We start from the raw sequence: 17,943 nt of genomic DNA, 5'->3' as shown, positions 1-17,943 counted from the left end.
TAGTATAGTGGACATGCTTTAAGAAGACTGTTATATATTGTCATCCATAAACAGCATCATGAAGTTCTTTTTTTGCCGATAAGATGCACAAGTCGTCATATGTTCACTAATCAATACCATCGAGATGAAATAATCCGCAGTTTATGACGGATACCGTTATTCTCGGCTCGTATTGCCAACGAATTTCTTCTTCACGTTTTTGAAGTAAGCCACGAACATTGTCACGATGCTCCTCATCTTCTGCATGTTCCAGCATTGGTTCATAATAGCTAGCTAATCTTGCAAGCTCCTCGATCAATCTTGTTTGTGCATCCTCTGCCCAACGATAGTCATAACTTTTTAATTTACGTTCAATCGTCTGCTCGGCAATGGTTAAAGCTTTTGCATACGCTATGCCGTTTTTGGCAATATGAATATTGGGCGGAATACGAGGAGATAGCTTAAGCTGCTCTAGCTGCTCATGAAATTGCTCTACGCAGTGACCAGTGACGAGTGATATACCGAGACTATGAATTTCTTCTCGCTTGCGATCGGAGCTGAATTCTACACAGAAATTAATGCCAAGCCATACCGTATATGGTCTAGATGCATAAGGATGAAGTGCCTTCGCGCTGGGCTCTTGAAATAGGCAAACATAACTGCCATTGTTTTGAGTGGACTGAAAGAGCTGATCAAGTCGACCGGAGCCATAGTGCAGATGTTCCCTTGGTACGCGTGCGATTGGTTTCGGAACAAGTCCGTATGCTCTTTCAAAGCTAGAATCAGCAGCCGTTTTTGCAACTGGCTCTATCACCGGAGTAGATTCTACTAGTTCATTATATTTATCATCATCAGTTACGAACAAAAAGCTCATCGTCTCAGGGGTTTCATTGACACGATCGATAAAACTCCAGTAATAATGCCGGTTCGTTAATTCACGATCTGCTGCTGGAGATAGCTTAACTTTGAAATGATAAGGTGACTTCTCAAGAATAGAGCATTGCGTTGCATCTAAATATCGCTGCACAAAGCGATGAATCTCTTTGCTGTTCATAGTGACCCTCCTAAAACTTTTCATGTAACATCTATGAGTAACTTCTTAGCAATGAAAAGTTGCATCGGAAGCATAAACTAAAACTTTTCATGTAACGACTATGAGTAACTTCTTAGCAATAACTAATAACATGATTTACATAGGTTATCGCTTAGTTTTATCTTTCATCTTGTGAATGGTGCTACCTATGACATCAAGCTCTTCTTCTAGCTGTTTATTACTTTCTGATTGCAGAATAGCTTTAGCGAGACGCTGCTCAATCGAGCCGTCACGACTTTCTAGTTTTTCAAGAATATCATCTAATCCACCGATTACAAGCTCGAATAGGTTGATCTTTTCATGTAATAGATGCAGAATATGCTCCTCGATGGTTCCTTGTGTACATAGATTGAAAATATGAACATCATGGGTTTGTCCAAGGCGATGAACACGCCCAATTCGTTGTTCCACGCGCATCGGATTCCACGGTAGATCAAAGTTAATCATATGGTGACAGAATTGCAGATTAATTCCTTCACCGCCTGCTTCCGTTGCGATGAGAACTTTTGCCTTACCACGGAAAAGATCCATCATCCAATCCTTTTTGCCACGATTCATACCACCCCGATAAGGAACAGCGGAGATGCCATGTGATTGGAGAAATTGCAATAAATATTCTTGTGTCGCACGATATTCCGTGAACAAGATAACTTTTTCATCGCATTTTTGAATAATTTCCAGAGCTTTCTCAGCCTTCGAATTGGATGTAATGCCACGAATTTTTTCAACAATATCCCAAATCTGCGCGCGCATCGGCGATTCTTCGCTAGTCTTCTTGAACATATTGACGAGCGTGAGAAATACGGCATCGCGACTACTACAAACTTCTCGTTGTAGCGTGATAAGGGAAAGCATACTGCTCATATCGATGCTGTCTTCCTGAGCGCGTTGCTTCACAAAGCTCGTCACGGCGTCATATAGTGCTTGTTCTTCGGTAGAAAGCTGGAGCGTAATGTTTTTTACAATTCGTTTTGTAAAATGAATACCGCCATCACCACGCCGATTACGAATCATAATGGATGAGAGAACATCTTGCAGCTGGTCTTCATTTTTCGGAATACGTTTATCAACAACATAATTGCTAGTAAAATCGCTTTGCGCACCTAGCTGACCTGGTTTTAACAGAGAAATAAGGTTAAATAGCTCATCAAGATTATTTTGAATTGGCGTTGCCGTAAGCAATAGACAATATTTTTTACTTAATTGAGTAGCAAATTGATAGTTGGTCGTTTTTTTGTTTTTCAATTTATGGGCTTCATCAATAATGATTAGATCATAATCGGTAGCAAGAACCGCTGCGCGATGTGGATCACGCTTGGCAGTATCAATGGAAGCGACAACGATATCATAGCCCCAACTATGTGCTTTTTTTTGCGCGACAGCAGTGATACCGAATTTCTGATTAAGTTCTCGAACCCATTGTAAAACTAAGGAGGCAGGTACAAGAATTAATGCACGCTTAACTAACCCTCGCACAATATATTCCTTCAATATAAGACCAGCTTCAATCGTTTTCCCTAATCCAACTTCATCAGCTAGAATCGCTCTTCCGCCCATTTCATGTAACACTCGCTGTGCTGTATCCAGTTGATGTGGCATCGGTTCTAGTGCGGGAAGTGAACGTAAACATTGTAGCTCTTCAAAACTATCGATAACGGTTGCTTGCTTGGCTTCTATCGCTAATTGATACATTGCCCATTGATCCCATGGTCCATTATGCTCGATACGCTGCTGTAATTGTTGAAACCATTGGCGCTCGAACGTTGTTTGAACGGCAGGATGAATAAGCTTATGTACGAAATCTTCTGGTTGTATGAGGTGATTGTTCATAGTTTCTCCTTTAATATGAGATAATAATTTCTATTATTCCCTAAATGGCAGCGACATAATCTCTCGCTGAGAGGTTGCTTACAAGTAGCTAAAGGAGTATCAATTTTCACGATTTGCTCAGATAAAAATAATGTAATAAAAACTTCATAATTTAATTAATAAAACTATATATAGTGTGATATAATAATTTTGTTACTACATATGGTTATATTGAAGAGGAGCGACTAATATGAGTGGTTTAACAGGATTAAGTGAAAAAATATTTTTAGATAGATATGCTCGCAAAAATGCAGAAGCGTCAAAGGTAGAAGTTGGTGATACGGTTCTAGTATTGTTAAAGGATGATCTTGCATTTCCTGTCAAGGAGGCAGGGGAAGTATTATCACGTCAAGGTGAGCAAGTTGAAGTGAAAATGCGTAGTGGTGACATTGTGCAATCAACGGTCAGTAAACTGACACATACGCTAGAGAAAACTCCCGAAGAAATGTGGTCTAGACTTGCCGAGGCGATGTCATCTGTTGAAGATGCGGATAAGAAAGCACTTTGGCAAGAGAGATTTCAATATATATTAGATGATTGGAAGCTAGTGCCTGGTGGACGTATTGCTGCAGGGGCGGGTGCAAGTGATGAATTAACATTATTCAACTGCTATGTTATTCCATCTCCAGAAGATAGTCGTGGTGGAATTATGGCGACACTGGCGGAAATGACGGAAATTATGGCACGCGGTGGCGGAGTAGGTATTAATTTATCTTCACTACGTCCGAAGAGAGCGGTTGTTGTGGGCGTCAATGGTTCATCAAGCGGAGCGGTATCATGGGGCGGATTATTCAGTTACACAACTGGATTAATCGAACAAGGTGGTAGTCGCCGCGGCGCATTAATGCTAATGATTAATGACTGGCATCCAGATGTATTAGAATTTATTACGGTAAAGCAGTCTGCGGGCAAGATTACGAATGCGAATCTCTCCGTATGTGTGAGCGATGGTTTTATGGAGGCTGTTAAGCTAGATAGCGACTGGGAGCTTGTATTCCCTGACACGACAGAAGATGGATATGATGAGCTATGGACTGGCGATCTAGCTGCATGGAAGGCGTTAGGGAAGAAAGTTATCGTTCATAAGACAGTTAAAGCACGTGAAATCTGGTCGATCATTATTGAATCGGCATGGAAATCAGCAGAGCCAGGCGTTGTATTTTTGGAACGCTACAATAATATGTCTAACAGCTGGTATTTCAACCCGATTATTGCGACTAATCCGTGCGGAGAACAAGGATTACCTGCATGGGGTGTATGTAACTTATCTGCTATTAATCTGTCCAAGTTTTATGATGAAGAAAGTGATGATGTTGCTTGGGATGAGCTTGCGAAAGTGACCAATTGGTCGGTACGCTTCCTTGATAATGTGATCGACAAAACGCCGTATCATTTCCCTGAGAATGAAAGTAATCAGAAGAAAGAACGTCGTATCGGGCTTGGAACGATGGGACTTGCGGAATTGATGATTAAGCTGAAGGTTCGTTATGGATCGCCGGAATCTTTAGTTTTCCTTGATAAATTATACGGTTTTATGGCAAGAGAGGCTTATCTGGCTTCTGCTGAAATAGCAGGTGAGAAAGGGAGCTTTACCGCATTTGATAGCGAATTGTATTTGCAAAGCGGATTTATGAAAGAGATTATTGCTGAATTCCCAGAAGTGCAGGCAGCAATTGAAGCGACGGGGATGCGTAATGTAACGGTTATTACGCAGGCACCTACAGGCAGTACCGGAACAATGGTAGGCACTTCTACTGGAATAGAGCCTTATTTTGCATTCGAATATTATCGTCAAAGTCGTCTCGGATTCGATGTACAGTATGTTCCAATCGCACAGCAATGGCTTGATGCTCATCCGAATGAGCAATTGCCTGACTACTTTGTTACGGCAATGACATTAACTGCGGAGGATCATATTCGAGTGCAGGCAGCCATTCAGCGCTGGGTAGATAGTTCAATCTCTAAGACGGCGAACTGCCCAAGTGATTTTACTGTTGAAGAAACAGAAAAACTGTATGAGTTAGCTTATGAATTAGGCTGCAAAGGGGTAACAATCTATCGTGACGGTAGTCGTGATGTACAAGTTCTATCTACGGTACCGAGTAAAGAAGAAGTGAAGAAGGAAACGATTGTTAATGTAGAGCCGAAGAAGGAAGCTGTAGCAGTTATAGATGTCGAGCAACAAGAAAGTAATGTTTCTACAGCTTCAGTAACGTCGCTTTCTGCTGGACCAATCGATGTAAGTGGAAAAGTAGTAGAATCGATTAATGAAGATCGTCAATATAAACGACGCCCGCAAGTGTTGAAAGGGGCAACCTATCGCATGAATACGCCGCTTGGTATGGCGTATATCACGATTAATGATCTCGATGATGTTCCGTCAGAGATATTCTTAATTGTTGGTAAAGCTGGATCAGATGTATTTGCGATGGCTGAGGCGCTTGGTCGAGTTTGTTCATTGTTCTTGCGTTATGGTGATCATGGTAATAAAGTTGCATTACTCATTAAGCATTTGAAAGGGATCGGCGGGACTGGAGCAATTGGCTTTGGTAACAATCGTGTTGAATCGATTGCTGATGCTGTAGCGAAGGCATTAGAAATGCATTTGCAAGCGAAGGTTGATGAGCCTGAATACGAGCAAATGGAGCTTGCAGGAGAGTTTCTAGCTGAGGATCTCGTGCCTCATGCTGCAACAACTATTGGACATCAGCATGGTGTAAACGATGGTATCGATCTTTGTCCATCTTGTGGATCAGCAGCCTTGATCAATATTGAGGGATGTAAGCAATGTAACTCTTGTGGCTATAGTAGATGTAATTGAGATGTGTCAGAATCTCTAAAGAAAGTAATTGAATATGTGATGTCTCATTTACAGTGAGAAAAATCTCAATAAAGTGAGAAAAATGTTTATTTATTTTAGCACCTGTGATATATTTATTCATGATATTGAATAAATATACAAATGTTTAAGATTTTATTCGTAATGTTAAAAGTAAGAGGACATCGAATTTTCGATGTCCTCTTTTTATGTATTGGGCAAGAACTGTCATTTTATATTGCTTAATAAAAAAATATTTTGTTCTGTGATTAGGAAGAGGATACATTTGAGTACCTCTGTATCTAATTAGAAAGGAAGTTATGTTTTTAATACGACCAAAACCTGAACCAGATGAAAGTTTGTATAGTTATATATGCCGAGTAGCGAATGCTAATTCAGTTACATTACTAATGATTGAAAAACATATAGGAGTACGTTTTCCATTGAATAAAGAAAATTTGATATACAAAAGTAATTTAATCATATCTGATATATCAAGATTATGTGGTATTGATGTTATGAAACTAATGAGCTATGAAAATAAAATGCTTAAATTCAAGAGCGATATATTCATAGGTAACTATATAAATATTTGTTTGCCTTGCTTTAAGGAAAAGTCATACTTAAGAAAAATATGGGATTATAAATTCTATACAAGTTGTCATGTACATCATAAATTGCTGACTAATATCTGTCCTAATTGCGAAAGTCTTCTTCACCTGTCAGAAATTTATTTATTTAAATGTGTTTATTGTAATCAAGATTTAACAAATTGCGATTTGGAAAGCGAACATGAATCTGAGATTGATGCGAAAGTATCGCAAGTGATATATACGAAGTATAACGACAAGCCAACTGAAATCACAAATAATCCGTTAGACAAACTGGACTTTTCAGGATTTCTAATTCTAATTATGTTAACTTTGAAATATTTTGAATTAATAGAAGATCAGGAACGTGTTTCCGATAATAATCTTAAATTACATCTTAATGTTAGTAATTCATTTCATGTGTTTCATAATTTCCCTAAAGAATATCTACCATTTTTAGATGATATGGCGAAAAACAACTATGGAAATTTGATAAATAGAATCACTTATTTTTACCATTATATTTGGGGGATTTATAATGAATGTACTTTGAATCAATTTTTATTTGTTCAAATCGAAATTGAAAATTACCTGAACAACAGTATAAAAGAATATGTGAATAATATGATCGATGATCCAAAAATGTTTTTTAGTAATCACTTGACGGCAAAAGAAATTTTGTCATCTCTTAGGATACCAGTAACTGTATTCGAGGATATGAAATTTCGAATTGGAAATAAAGAAGATGTAACTCATATGCGATTATTCAATATCCTGTCTCAAAATCTATCAGATTATATACAAATAAGTAATCTGATTCAAGGAGTAGAGGAACTTCAGCAATATCTACAATTACCAATGGCAGTCATACGATACTTGCTTGATCATCACATGATAGGAACTAGAAACAATGAAAACAAGGAGAAAATATTTTGGAAGTCGGATGTGAATCATTTTAATAGTACAATAGAGGATCGTATAGATACAGATGATGATCAAAATGCTAAATATAGTACTTTCAACGAGATTTATAGTTACTTTAATGTTCGAAGTTATAATGTTAAGTGGTTAATCGATAATGTCATAAATTGTGTAATAAGACCGGTAAGAATTGACCATACTGATAAGAGTTTTAATAGATTTATATATGATTCTAATAGAATTATAGATTTTTATGAGAAGCTAACGATTCACAAATTAAAAACTCTTAAAGTAGAAAGGGAATTTCATGATAATAAAATAGTATACAGTGCGACAAATGCTGCCAAGTATTTAAGCGTGACTATATACGATATAAATAAATGGATTGAAACGGGATTGTTAAACACAGTTTTTCTCAATTCAAGAAATTTTATTGATTATGAAACAATAAAGAAATTTAGACGTGACTATTGGGCGAATGGTTTTCCATTATGGGATACAAATATTCATAATACTCGACAGTTTGCTCAGAATCTAATACATGATGGTATTGAACCAGTAATTCAAAAAGAGAAACGTACAAAAAAATTATTTTATAGAAATGATGTTGAATCATATTTAAATATGAAATATCGGGTAGGAGTCAGATACTATGGGATCTAGAAAAATAAAACCATCAAAAGGTAAACATAACCGTCATAAAGTACCTAATACTAAATTGCAAAAAATGATTCATTGTGAAAGTACTTTGGAAAGAGATTACGTTAAAGTTCAGCAATTCGACTCTTCCACTATAGATATAATTTACCAACCTTTTGAAATCAAATATTCATACAGAGGAAGAAAACGAAGATATTATCCGGATTTTCTAGTTGAAAAGGAAAATGGAGAAATGATTCTTGTAGAAGTGAAACCTGAGGCATATGTGAAGTCAGAAAGAAATGCTGTGAAGTTTTTGGTTGGTAAGAACTACGCCCAATTAAAAGGATGGGAATATCGAATTGTTACTGAATTTGATATTAGAAAGGGATTGTTAATACCTAATTTAGATACATTGGATGCATTAAGCTTACGAGAAATTGAGCCTGATATGGAAGTTTTTTTTAGGACCTTGATGCAAGAACAAGGGAGTATGAAATTCAGTGAAGTAGTTCAGAAGTATGGGGAAGAAGATGAGGGTATTATCTATGGAATCATACTAAATTTTATTTATACAGATGTACTCTATGTAGATTTAGTACGTGAAGATTTAACACAAGATTTTACAATGTATTGGGAGGATTGATTAAAGTGTTACAGTTATCATTTACTCCGGGACTCATATTTAATTGGAATGATACTCTATATAAAATTCGAAGACTAGTTGATGGCGATGATATCGAAGTTACAAATCTATCGCATAATAATACTGTAGAGTTTTTATTGTTATCAGAATTACTAACTGCATGGTTCAATAATGAATTGACTTTTAGAGAAGATCAAGGAGTTTCACAGGCGATAATAAAGGCGGATTTTGACTCGATTTCTGAAGAAGAGAAGAATGAAATGAATGTGAGATACAAAGTATTATTACCTGTTATTGGACAGAAAATTCAAAGCTCTCAGTACCTTCAGTATATTCAATCATTATCTGAATATGAAAAGAAATTTATTGGTTCAGTCCAATCCTTATATCGATGGAAAAAAAGATGGGAACAAACGAAGGATAAGAGAGCATTGATTCAAAACAATCGCCACCGAAAAAGAAGTAAAGTCATTGATCCCATTGTTTTAGAAATTATTGAATCTGAGTTAAGAGAAAGAGGAAAAAGTGGATTGAAAATAAATGTTCGAGAATTAATAATTCATGTGAAATATCAGGTGGATAGCATTAATAAATTTCGGAATCAGGATGATCTAGTGAAAATGTGTAGTAGAGCGACCTTTTATCGGCTTGTTGATGCATTAAAAGATATTTACGAGATGGATAAGCAAAGACATGGAATTGTGCAAGCGAAATTAAATAAAAACGGATCACGAGCTGTTGTTCATATTCTAAGACCTTTGCAGCGTGTTGAAATAGATTCGACCCCTATCGATTTAATGATCGTTGATTTATATACCTTAAAACCGAAACGATATCATCTGCTTATGTCCATAGATAAATGTTCTGGTTATCCCTTAGGATTTTATATATCTCCCAATGAACCCGATATTCATGCTGTTAAACAATGTATCATGCATACAATACTTCCAAAAATAGGATTGAAAGAATTATACCCAAGATTACAACACGATTGGGATGCATATGGTGTGCCAGAAGTGATTGTTGTAGACAATGCAATGGTAAATGAATCACATGAGTTAGAAGAAGTATGTGGTTTGTTAGGTATAGAAATTCAATATTGTCCTGTGAAGTCGGGAAATTATAAAGGTGTAATTGAAAGGTTTTTTCGGACATTAAATGTGAAGATGTTTCATTCTACACCAGGTTCAACTTTCTCAAATGTACAAGAAAAGTCACAGTACAATTCAGAAGGAAAAGCTATTGTGACTATGAAATACTTATATGAAATCATTCATATTACGTTAGTAGATATTATTGCTAATGATTATAGTGTTCACAGAGGTGGGACCCCAGCCCATTTGTGGAAAGAAGGACTTGAAAATGCTAAAGTTCACAGACGAATTCCTTATAGTATAGATGATATGAAGGTCTTATTATCCACTGGTTTAGCATTTCGAACAGTAACTAATAAAGGAATAGAGATTCAAACATTATTTTATCAAAGTGATGAGTTGAGAGAAGTTGCTACACACAAGAAAAAACATAGAGAAAAAGATAAACTTAAGATTCGTTTTGATGCATCGGATATGCGACAAATTTATGTGTGGGCACCTCATTTTGGTCGGTATATAAAGGCTTACCCGGTAAGAAATAGTCTTAGAAAAAAAGGTTTTGATGAACAATATCCACTTCACTATGAACAAGTGGCAGCAGCATCATACCTGAACAGGAAGGCATATTATGACTTTGATACTTCTCAAATCGCAGAAGCTTATTCTAATGTTTCAGATATTTTGAGATTGAGTAAAAGTGAGATTCAATCCTATAAAAATGCTCCGAAAAGCAAGAGAGCTGAAAAACAAGCCCAGGATTTAACTGATATAGGTAAAATTTACGAATTGCAAATGGCGCCTACTTTAGTAGATAGCCTAGAATTACATCTAGATGATTCAGAGGATAAGGACATTGATGACATATCTGAAGAAGAAAATTATATTGAGATTGAAAATATGAATGATGAATTCATTAATGATATAAAGCAAGAAGTTAGTCAATATAATCGAGCAGATGAAGAGATTGAAATAGAAGGGTTTGAAACGATCCTTAGAAAAAAATAAATTATAAAGGTGAATTTATGGCAACGTATAAAGCATTAAATGGAAAATCAACAAGTATAAAAGAATATGCAAGGCGAGTAGATGCTGTAAAGAACATCGTTGTACGGCATCCAGCATTTGAAGAGGCTTACTATGAGTTAGAAGAGGTTCATGAACTTTCTAAATTAAATGATTTTGCTGAACAATTATGTATTATTGGTCCAACGGGTGCAGGTAAATCTACACTGGTTGAAATATATGCTGCTAATTATCCCAGAGTAGTAGAAACAGAACAAACATTTATCCCTGTATTATACGTGAAAGTTCCTGCAAGAGCTAAATCTCCTAAAGCACTAGCATCAACTATTTTAGAGATTATGAAAGATCCATTTTTTAATTCAGGGACGGAAGTAAGTATGACTAATCGAATTAAAAAATTAGTAAAGGCTTGCAAAACAGAAATGATTATATTAGACGAATTTCAACACTTAATCGACCGCGATACTGAAGTGGTATTGGCAGCTGCTTCGGATTGGTTGAAAACTTTCATAGACGAAGTGAATATACCTGTTATTTTAGTAGGGTTGCCTGAATCAGAACGTATATTTCAACGAAACGAGCAGTTAGATGGAAGATATCCTAACCGAATGTACTTGGCTCCATTTGATTATAATAGTGCTGAGGAACGTTTATTGTTTCGAAGATTCTTAAAGGCGATTGATACTGAATTACCATTTGCAAATCCATCCAACATAGCAGATACTAAGATGGCAGAAAAACTATTTTATTACTCAAAAGGTGTTCCTAGATACTTAATGGTATTATTAAAACAAGCAACCAAAATATCATTGAAAAGCGGTAGAGATAGTATTACTGAAGAATCTTTGAGGGATGGTTATCATAGAATCAAACGCGTAACTCGTCCATATGCTGTAAATCCATTTATGAACCCAAATTTTAATTTAGAAGAGTTCCTTGAAATAGAGAACAACAGTTTGTTACCAGAGCAATCGAAAAAACGTAGACGTAAGAATAGTGAGTAAAGATTGAATTTAAGCTTATTTACGCAGACTATTCTAGAATAGTCTGCGTAAATAATTGGTATAACCTACTCTCAAAATTACTTCATACTTAACTAAACTGACCATTTTAGTAGCGCTATTCAATTGCTTAATCCTTACTTGGATCAACAACTTTCCATCAATGGAATTATTGTATCTCGCGGCGGCTCCGCCTCGGTCAGCAAGAAATTAGGGAAGTAAAGTTGTCTGATAACTTCCTGCGTACGTTCGTCAACCTCTAAATGATATCTCGAAATGATCGTTTAAGGAAACAAGCGGATAGACAAATTGTTAATATCGTACATTAGTTTCTCTAAATGAATAGGATTAATTTTATAATAATTATTAGAAATCGGAAGTAAAATACTAGGTGTAATGTTACTTTTATCAATGATTTTATATTGAATTTTCATTTGATTGGGATCATTTTTACCGTACCTGATATGAACGACGATCAGTTCCATTTCATTTGGTGAGTTATTCACTAAATCACAGTTTAATTTCCAATTTCGCTTTCCTTTACCCGTTTTTGTTTTCAGTTGTACAAATTTTGTATGTCCATCACACATAAGAACTAAATCATAACCGAATGAATCACCAACTGTTGTAGTAAGGCATTCTAGTTTCTTACCTCTTCTTCCTAGTGCTTGCATTAGTTCTGATATAAATAAGTGCTCTATTAGTTTCTCTTGATATACAGACATTTTTGATGGACTGAGAAAAGATTGTAAGGTCATTTTTGTCTCCTTTTTATCTATTGAATTAGATTTTTCAATAGATAAATGATAATGGAATTTGATGGAATATTCAAGAGGCCAAGTCGCTTTAGATAACAAGGGATTCACGTTTGGGGTATTAGACTTTGTTCCAGTATTTTTTTCTACCTTAACTATTTTTGTATGAATGCTAGACTAAAAGAGAATAATAATAGTAATAATCTTTTGAGGTGATTACTATGAATGATTTATTTTTAGTGCGTCCTAGAATTATAGAGAATGAGAGCGTGGTTAGCTACATTCATCGATTAGCACAGGATAACGGATATGCAAGTGTATCGTATTTATTAAGTCGCTTAAAGAGCCAAAATAAAGACTTACTATGTAATTTATTTCATGATGAGGATGTCAATTGTTTGTGTCGTGTTACACTACAAGAAATTGATGTAGTTAAACAAAATAATGCACTAGAATTGTTTAAAGGAATAGATAGAGAAAATCAACATCTATTGCTTTTACGTAACAAAACTAAGTACTGTCCAATTTGTATTCAGGAAATAAACTATCATCAATTAATATGGTGTTACCAGCCAACGACTATTTGCTTACAGCATTTATGCTCATTGGTAGATCAATGTCCCTCATGCTCTAAGACCATATTAATTACTGAATTCATGGGTGGACACTGCAGCTCATGTAATTTCGAATATAAACTTTCTCCGATTAATTTCTTTCAGCTGACTAGTCAATCGGTTTTATCTCAGAAATGGATTCAATCGATTCTATCCAATAACCTCGATCATCTACATCAATTAGGAATAAATGATATAAACACTTTTCTCACTTTAGCTAGGAATACTTTCTATTTACTAAATGGAACTCCTTCATTAATAACAGCCGATGTATCTTACGTCATGTGTTACAGCAACAAAAAAGAGAGAATATTAATTATAAGAGATCTCCTAGAAATGTGGACGAATGTATATTTTATTCTCATCGACTTCCCTTCCAATTATTATACCTTCTTAGAGCATATCCTTAAGAATAAAAAAAAAAATCTCTTTTACATGCAAAAGCAACGTTATGAATTAATGTTGAATGAATTAAATCCTCCCCTAATTAAAGAAGTTTACCGTAAGTTTTGGTTTGACAAATTAGAACATGGCGAAGTAAGGCGAGATTTCTCTGTATTCAAAGAAACTCCTGAATTACTAGAATCAAGGAATCGATTGAGACGAGAAGAAATCAAGAAAAGATATAAAATAAGTTATGATGGCATTCGTAAATATGATGCAATTGAAGAAGTATTGGAATGCGTTGTTAGTGAAGAGCAAGGGAATAAATATTTTGTTGATGATCGAAAGATTCAGGACCAAATAAAAGATAGAAGGATATATATAAGTAAATCAGAAGCAGCTAGAAAGCTAGGTGTATCTGTTACATTAGTTAAAGGCTTAATTCAGGCTGGATACTTAGAGGAAATGATTACACACTATCAAGATTATCCATTAATTTTGGTAAATAAGGTGGATGAGTTTCTAAGTAAAGCTCGAGGTAAATCAGTGGTGCATCTTGGCGAGGCAAAGAGGCTACATGAGATTTTACAGAAACATACCATAAATCGATTAACGCTTATTGATATTATTCAATTTACTTATAATGGAATGCTACAACCATTACATGATACAGCTAAAGCTAAGCTTAATGAAGTATATTACAATTTGAATGAGATAGATAAGTGTATAAAGGTCCTTAAACGAAACCGAGAACAATGGGAAGGCATCTATGCTAATGAATTGATGAAACGTCTTAGAATGGGCGAGAGAAGGTTTTATAGGCTAGTTCAAGAAGGTGTTATCGTGCCCAATAGGATTGTAATGGATAAAGGTGGAAAGAAAAAGTTGGTTTTCTATGAAGAGAATGTGAGAAGGATGCTGATTGCCCCCTTCAAAAGTACCAAGGATACAATTAATACTTAATATATGGATTTAGACGAGTTTACAATGTAAATATTCTATAAAGGTCTTGGGGATAAAAAAGATGCAAGGTGAATGATCTTAGGGAAGGATTTTCTCTGTAGATTTTTCGTTGCAACTCAATTTTATAAGCGAAAGTCTTCTGCATTCTGTCAAGCTATTTACTATTTACGTGAATCTATTGATAATTTAAGATAACAACTTACAAATTAATTTTATTTTGTTATGATATGGGAAGAGGTTTTTTTACTTCATTATAGTTCATTTATACTCTGCTATTGGATCGATAATATTAAATTTCGTAAATAAGACGTTATCCGAAAGACTCGCAAATACTATTATGAAGTTAGAGGTGTATGTATGTTTTTTTTACAAATGTCAGGATTCCCAGGTTCAGGAAAGTCGACATTAGCAAGACGGATTAGCCAAACAACTGGAGCTGTCATTGTTGATCATGACATTTCCAAAACAGCAATCATAAAATCGCTATCATCACAAGAATACACGATGGAAAGTAAAGTAATAGGACAAATGTCCTATGATGTAGATTGGTCGTTGGTGGATTATTACTTATCGAATGGACACAGTGTGATCATGGATAGTCCTTGTTTATACAGCAATTTATTAGAAACCGGACTTGAATTAGCGAAAAAACACAAAAAGAAGTATAAGTATGTGGAATGTTATATTGAAGACATTGAATTAATTCGAAATCGATTAAAAAATCGAGAAAAACTTCTAAGTCAAATCGAAGCACCGTCATCAGAAGAAGGATTTTATAGAACTATAAAAAACAGTAAAAAACCAGAAGAAGAGAAGTATATAGTGGTAGATTCATCGAAATCAATCGAAGAATATTTGCCAAAAGTCCTAGAATACATAAACGAATGAAAACTGAAAGAAGAATCAAGAAGGCAAGTCCATCGGATAACACAGTATTCAAGCAGCGGCTGCGCCTTGGTCACTTTGATGTCTTATGCAGAAGTAGCAGATTCAGTGACAACTTGCTACGCAAGTTCGTGAATACAAGAACGTTATATGACAGAACGAAGTGGAAATATATTTGAATTGAGGTGTTCTATGAAATTAAAAGAAGTGATACAAAAATCATATGATGGTATTAGATATAGAATAAAAAAAGAGATAGTAAATAAACTAGCAAGTTTTAATGAAAAGAATACACTACATAGTTCATTTGCATTCACAGATGGATTTCATGTAGGTATTGAACAATTAAATTATGAAATTAATGAATTATTGAAAAAAACATCAAGTGCCTTTACTAAAAAAGACATTACATATTTGACGGAAGAATTAGATAGATTTATAGAAGGTGAAAAAGAAAGTATTATCAAGATTTGTTCTGAACGAACAGGATTTACAGTGGAGAGACTAAATTTAACTGAACATATTGAATTAAATATTAATGAAAGTAAATTACTTAAAGAAATTGAATTGATGACGATTCAACAGTTGTTAGTTGAAAAGAGTGTAATGAAGAGATGGGATATAATCAAATTAATCTTAAGTTCAATGCTAGGAGCAATAGTTACATTAATAATTACGAACTTAATATAAAAGTTTTTTTGTCTGTTATGTCTTAGTCCCATCGTATAACACAGTATTCACGCGGCTACGCCTTGGTCACTTTGATGAATTTTGGCAGAGTAGCAGATTCATTTGACAACCTGGTGTGCAAGTTCGTGAATATCCGAACGTTAGATGAAATTCCTAAAAATATGGAGGTGGAAATAAAATGAGTATTAGGTTGAGTTTGCAGGAGATAGGTATAGAAACTAATAATGAAATAAAAAATCTTGTAATATTTGCTGAAGCTTCAAAATATATTTACAATCACTTTTCGACTAGTGCCGAAAATATCATTAGTGATAAACCGTTAACAAAAATAAAATATGAAGTGAAAGTAGAAGATATAATAGAATTGGTAATGAATGATACAATAACGACAAAACTGTATGAGAATGTTATCGTAAGAGCCTATGGAGTGCTCGAGTTATATATTTTTAAGTTAGCAAATTTGTTGGTAAAGCACTATCCAACGAAGTATATAGGGGATAAGACAATAAAAGTTAACCAACTTTTTGATGGTGACATTGAAAAATTAAAAGAAGGATATATCAAATCAAGCATAACTGAAATAACTTCAAACAAAAGTATGTATGATTCATTAATTGCTATTATAAAACCTTTTGATATTGATTTAAGTGAGATTAAGAGTTATAGAGTCAAGGTTAAAGATATTTATGCTCTTAGAAACTTAATCGTTCATAAGAACTGTATAATTGATCTAAAATTTTTAGAAAGTTATAGTATTCAAAATGAATTTAGAGTAGGTGCTACTCTAACTATTGAATATAAGAACATGACAAATGTTGTTAATAGTCTATTTCAATTTGTACAAACAACGAATAAGGCATTAAAAAAATATAATTGGACGTAACTTAAGCTGGTGGTAACATCACCTAACACAGTATTCACGCGGTGGGTAGTTACCCTGGGCACGGGGATGCTTATGACAGAAAAGTAGATTTGTGTGACAACTTCCTGTGGAAGTTTGTGAATACTTGAATGTTATATGGAATCGTCGAAGTGCAACAAAAAACTTCGAATTATAATAGAAGGAGGTAAAGAGCATTGGATAGTAATTGTAGTATTCAAAAATGGGGATTTGGAATGGCTCCATTTAAACCTAAAGCTGAACATGCATATAAAAAAGCATCATTCACTGTATATCAAATACTTACATTAAAAGAATCGATTAATGATAAAAAAATTGAAAGCATTGCTGATGATATAAGTAATTTTAAGGGCATGGTGAACAGATGTGTAAGGCAAGATCAATGGGATTGGTTTACTGTTTATACACGGTTTGGTGAACCAAACACAAGAACGCTACGTTTAATAGCAAACTTGCTTACAAACTTGCGTAAAGCAATAGTGACTGCAGATTCTTTATTGCTTAAAGACGTTTGTGATAAATTGTTAGAATACAAAACAATAGAATTATGTGAATTCTTTCTGAAGCGACGGGATCCATTAATTTGTTCTACTGGTGGAGGATACATATACATACTTTCAAGAAGAGAGGAACGCGAGATATTAAAAATTGGAATGACTACTAGGAACGTAGAACAGCGAGTTAAAGAAATCAATTCTGCAACAGGTGTGCTATTTCCATATTCAGCCCGAGGGATATTTAAAGTGAAGAATCCTTCTGAGGCTGAACGTGAACTATTTGAAGCACTAGATCAATTTCGTATAAGAAAAGATAGAGAGTTTTTTAAGATGGACTTTTATGATGCAATGCGAATAATAAGAGCAGTACTCATTAATAAAGAATATCTTTATTAAGCAAATATCGGATTTTGAACGAATTTCATGAATGGCGACGACTCCATCATATGACACAATTTCACGCTATTTAGTAAAAATTTACGCTGGTATTCGATATCCTAGAATTCTAATAATATCTATCTAGGATTCGAGTTAGAAATGTGACGCTAGAGGCACTTAGACATAACTTGAATTTTTTTGCT

13 protein-coding genes are annotated in these 17,943 nt (G+C 34.7%); 10 read left to right on the top strand and 3 right to left on the bottom strand.

Translation table 11 applies throughout. The features are described 5' to 3' along the window. Nucleotides 1-106 precede the first annotated feature (106 nt). Together AC1TO5_RS03190 and AC1TO5_RS03185 are read right to left on the bottom strand one after the other, a co-directional pair. Nucleotides 107-1,033 (bottom strand): YqhG family protein, encoded by a 927-nt coding sequence (locus AC1TO5_RS03190; protein WP_482061329.1) that lies wholly within the window; start codon nucleotides 1,031-1,033, stop codon nucleotides 107-109. Between the two features lie 144 nt (nucleotides 1,034-1,177). After that, on the bottom strand, nucleotides 1,178-2,902 hold the full coding sequence (locus tag AC1TO5_RS03185) for a DEAD/DEAH box helicase (protein WP_482061328.1): 1,725 nt from the start codon (nucleotides 2,900-2,902) through the stop codon (nucleotides 1,178-1,180). A 229-nt stretch (nucleotides 2,903-3,131) separates the two neighbouring features. Between AC1TO5_RS03185 and AC1TO5_RS03180 the strand changes: the two genes are divergently transcribed. The 5 genes from AC1TO5_RS03180 to AC1TO5_RS03160 all read left to right on the top strand — a co-directional run bounded on the left by AC1TO5_RS03180 (nucleotide 3,132) and on the right by AC1TO5_RS03160 (nucleotide 11,676). Then, entirely contained in the window at nucleotides 3,132-5,762 is a 2,631-nt protein-coding gene (locus tag AC1TO5_RS03180; protein ID WP_482061327.1) for an adenosylcobalamin-dependent ribonucleoside-diphosphate reductase, read from the top strand. A 317-nt stretch (nucleotides 5,763-6,079) separates the two neighbouring features. Continuing rightward, on the top strand, nucleotides 6,080-7,933 hold the full coding sequence (locus tag AC1TO5_RS03175) for a TniQ family protein (RefSeq protein ID WP_482061326.1): 1,854 nt from the start codon (nucleotides 6,080-6,082) through the stop codon (nucleotides 7,931-7,933). Then, on the top strand, nucleotides 7,923-8,555 hold the full coding sequence (locus tag AC1TO5_RS03170; RefSeq protein WP_482061325.1) for a TnsA endonuclease N-terminal domain-containing protein: 633 nt from the start codon (nucleotides 7,923-7,925) through the stop codon (nucleotides 8,553-8,555). Before AC1TO5_RS03175 ends, AC1TO5_RS03170 begins: the two co-directional genes overlap by 11 nt. A 5-nt stretch (nucleotides 8,556-8,560) precedes the next feature. After that, nucleotides 8,561-10,654 carry a Mu transposase C-terminal domain-containing protein gene (locus tag AC1TO5_RS03165; protein WP_482061324.1) on the top strand — a complete coding sequence of 698 codons (2,094 nt, stop codon included), beginning with the start codon at nucleotides 8,561-8,563 and terminating at the stop codon, nucleotides 10,652-10,654. A gap of 17 nt (nucleotides 10,655-10,671) precedes the next feature. Then, nucleotides 10,672-11,676 (top strand): TniB family NTP-binding protein, encoded by a 1,005-nt coding sequence (locus tag AC1TO5_RS03160; protein WP_482061323.1) that lies wholly within the window; start codon nucleotides 10,672-10,674, stop codon nucleotides 11,674-11,676. A gap of 281 nt (nucleotides 11,677-11,957) precedes the next feature. On the opposite strand, the gene AC1TO5_RS03155 is transcribed toward AC1TO5_RS03160, so the two are convergent. Next, a complete protein-coding gene (locus tag AC1TO5_RS03155) occupies nucleotides 11,958-12,431 on the bottom strand; it encodes a hypothetical protein (protein ID WP_482061322.1) in 474 nt (157 codons plus the stop codon). Nucleotides 12,432-12,649: 218 nt separating this feature from the next. Between AC1TO5_RS03155 and AC1TO5_RS03150 the strand changes: the two genes are divergently transcribed. The 5 genes from AC1TO5_RS03150 to AC1TO5_RS03130 all read left to right on the top strand — a co-directional run bounded on the left by AC1TO5_RS03150 (nucleotide 12,650) and on the right by AC1TO5_RS03130 (nucleotide 17,758). Further along, nucleotides 12,650-14,389, top strand: coding sequence for a TniQ family protein (locus AC1TO5_RS03150; protein ID WP_482061321.1), 1,740 nt, complete (start codon nucleotides 12,650-12,652; stop codon nucleotides 14,387-14,389). 357 nt (nucleotides 14,390-14,746) lie between these two features. After that, a complete protein-coding gene (locus AC1TO5_RS03145) occupies nucleotides 14,747-15,277 on the top strand; it encodes a P-loop nucleotide/nucleoside kinase family protein (protein ID WP_482061320.1) in 531 nt (176 codons plus the stop codon). Between the two features lie 189 nt (nucleotides 15,278-15,466). Then, nucleotides 15,467-15,964: a hypothetical protein gene (locus tag AC1TO5_RS03140; RefSeq protein ID WP_482061319.1), complete on the top strand. Its 498-nt coding sequence runs from the start codon at nucleotides 15,467-15,469 to the stop codon at nucleotides 15,962-15,964. A 178-nt stretch (nucleotides 15,965-16,142) separates the two neighbouring features. Beyond that, on the top strand, nucleotides 16,143-16,847 hold the full coding sequence (locus AC1TO5_RS03135; RefSeq protein WP_482061318.1) for a hypothetical protein: 705 nt from the start codon (nucleotides 16,143-16,145) through the stop codon (nucleotides 16,845-16,847). Between the two features lie 194 nt (nucleotides 16,848-17,041). Further along, a complete protein-coding gene (locus AC1TO5_RS03130; protein ID WP_482061317.1) occupies nucleotides 17,042-17,758 on the top strand; it encodes a GIY-YIG nuclease family protein in 717 nt (238 codons plus the stop codon). The last annotated feature ends 185 nt before the right edge of the window (nucleotides 17,759-17,943 follow it).

This window comes from Paenibacillus sp. Y930, assembly GCF_056786375.1.
This window is presented reverse-complemented; position numbering and strand designations above follow the sequence as displayed.

What these genes read in the sequence shown, in the direction of transcription:
- AC1TO5_RS03170 (WP_482061325.1), top strand. Translation starts at nt 7,923, where the DNA reads ATGGGATCTAGAAAAATAAAACCATCAAAAGGTAAACATAACCGTCAT.
- AC1TO5_RS03190 (WP_482061329.1), bottom strand. Translation starts at nt 1,033, where the DNA reads ATGAACAGCAAAGAGATTCATCGCTTTGTGCAGCGATATTTAGATGCA.
- AC1TO5_RS03145 (WP_482061320.1), top strand. Translation starts at nt 14,747, where the DNA reads ATGTTTTTTTTACAAATGTCAGGATTCCCAGGTTCAGGAAAGTCGACA.
- AC1TO5_RS03175 (WP_482061326.1), top strand. Translation starts at nt 6,080, where the DNA reads ATGTTTTTAATACGACCAAAACCTGAACCAGATGAAAGTTTGTATAGT.
- AC1TO5_RS03155 (WP_482061322.1), bottom strand. Translation starts at nt 12,431, where the DNA reads ATGACCTTACAATCTTTTCTCAGTCCATCAAAAATGTCTGTATATCAA.
- AC1TO5_RS03150 (WP_482061321.1), top strand. Translation starts at nt 12,650, where the DNA reads ATGAATGATTTATTTTTAGTGCGTCCTAGAATTATAGAGAATGAGAGC.
- AC1TO5_RS03160 (WP_482061323.1), top strand. Translation starts at nt 10,672, where the DNA reads ATGGCAACGTATAAAGCATTAAATGGAAAATCAACAAGTATAAAAGAA.
- AC1TO5_RS03180 (WP_482061327.1), top strand. Translation starts at nt 3,132, where the DNA reads ATGAGTGGTTTAACAGGATTAAGTGAAAAAATATTTTTAGATAGATAT.
- AC1TO5_RS03185 (WP_482061328.1), bottom strand. Translation starts at nt 2,902, where the DNA reads ATGAACAATCACCTCATACAACCAGAAGATTTCGTACATAAGCTTATT.
- AC1TO5_RS03140 (WP_482061319.1), top strand. Translation starts at nt 15,467, where the DNA reads ATGAAATTAAAAGAAGTGATACAAAAATCATATGATGGTATTAGATAT.
- AC1TO5_RS03135 (WP_482061318.1), top strand. Translation starts at nt 16,143, where the DNA reads ATGAGTATTAGGTTGAGTTTGCAGGAGATAGGTATAGAAACTAATAAT.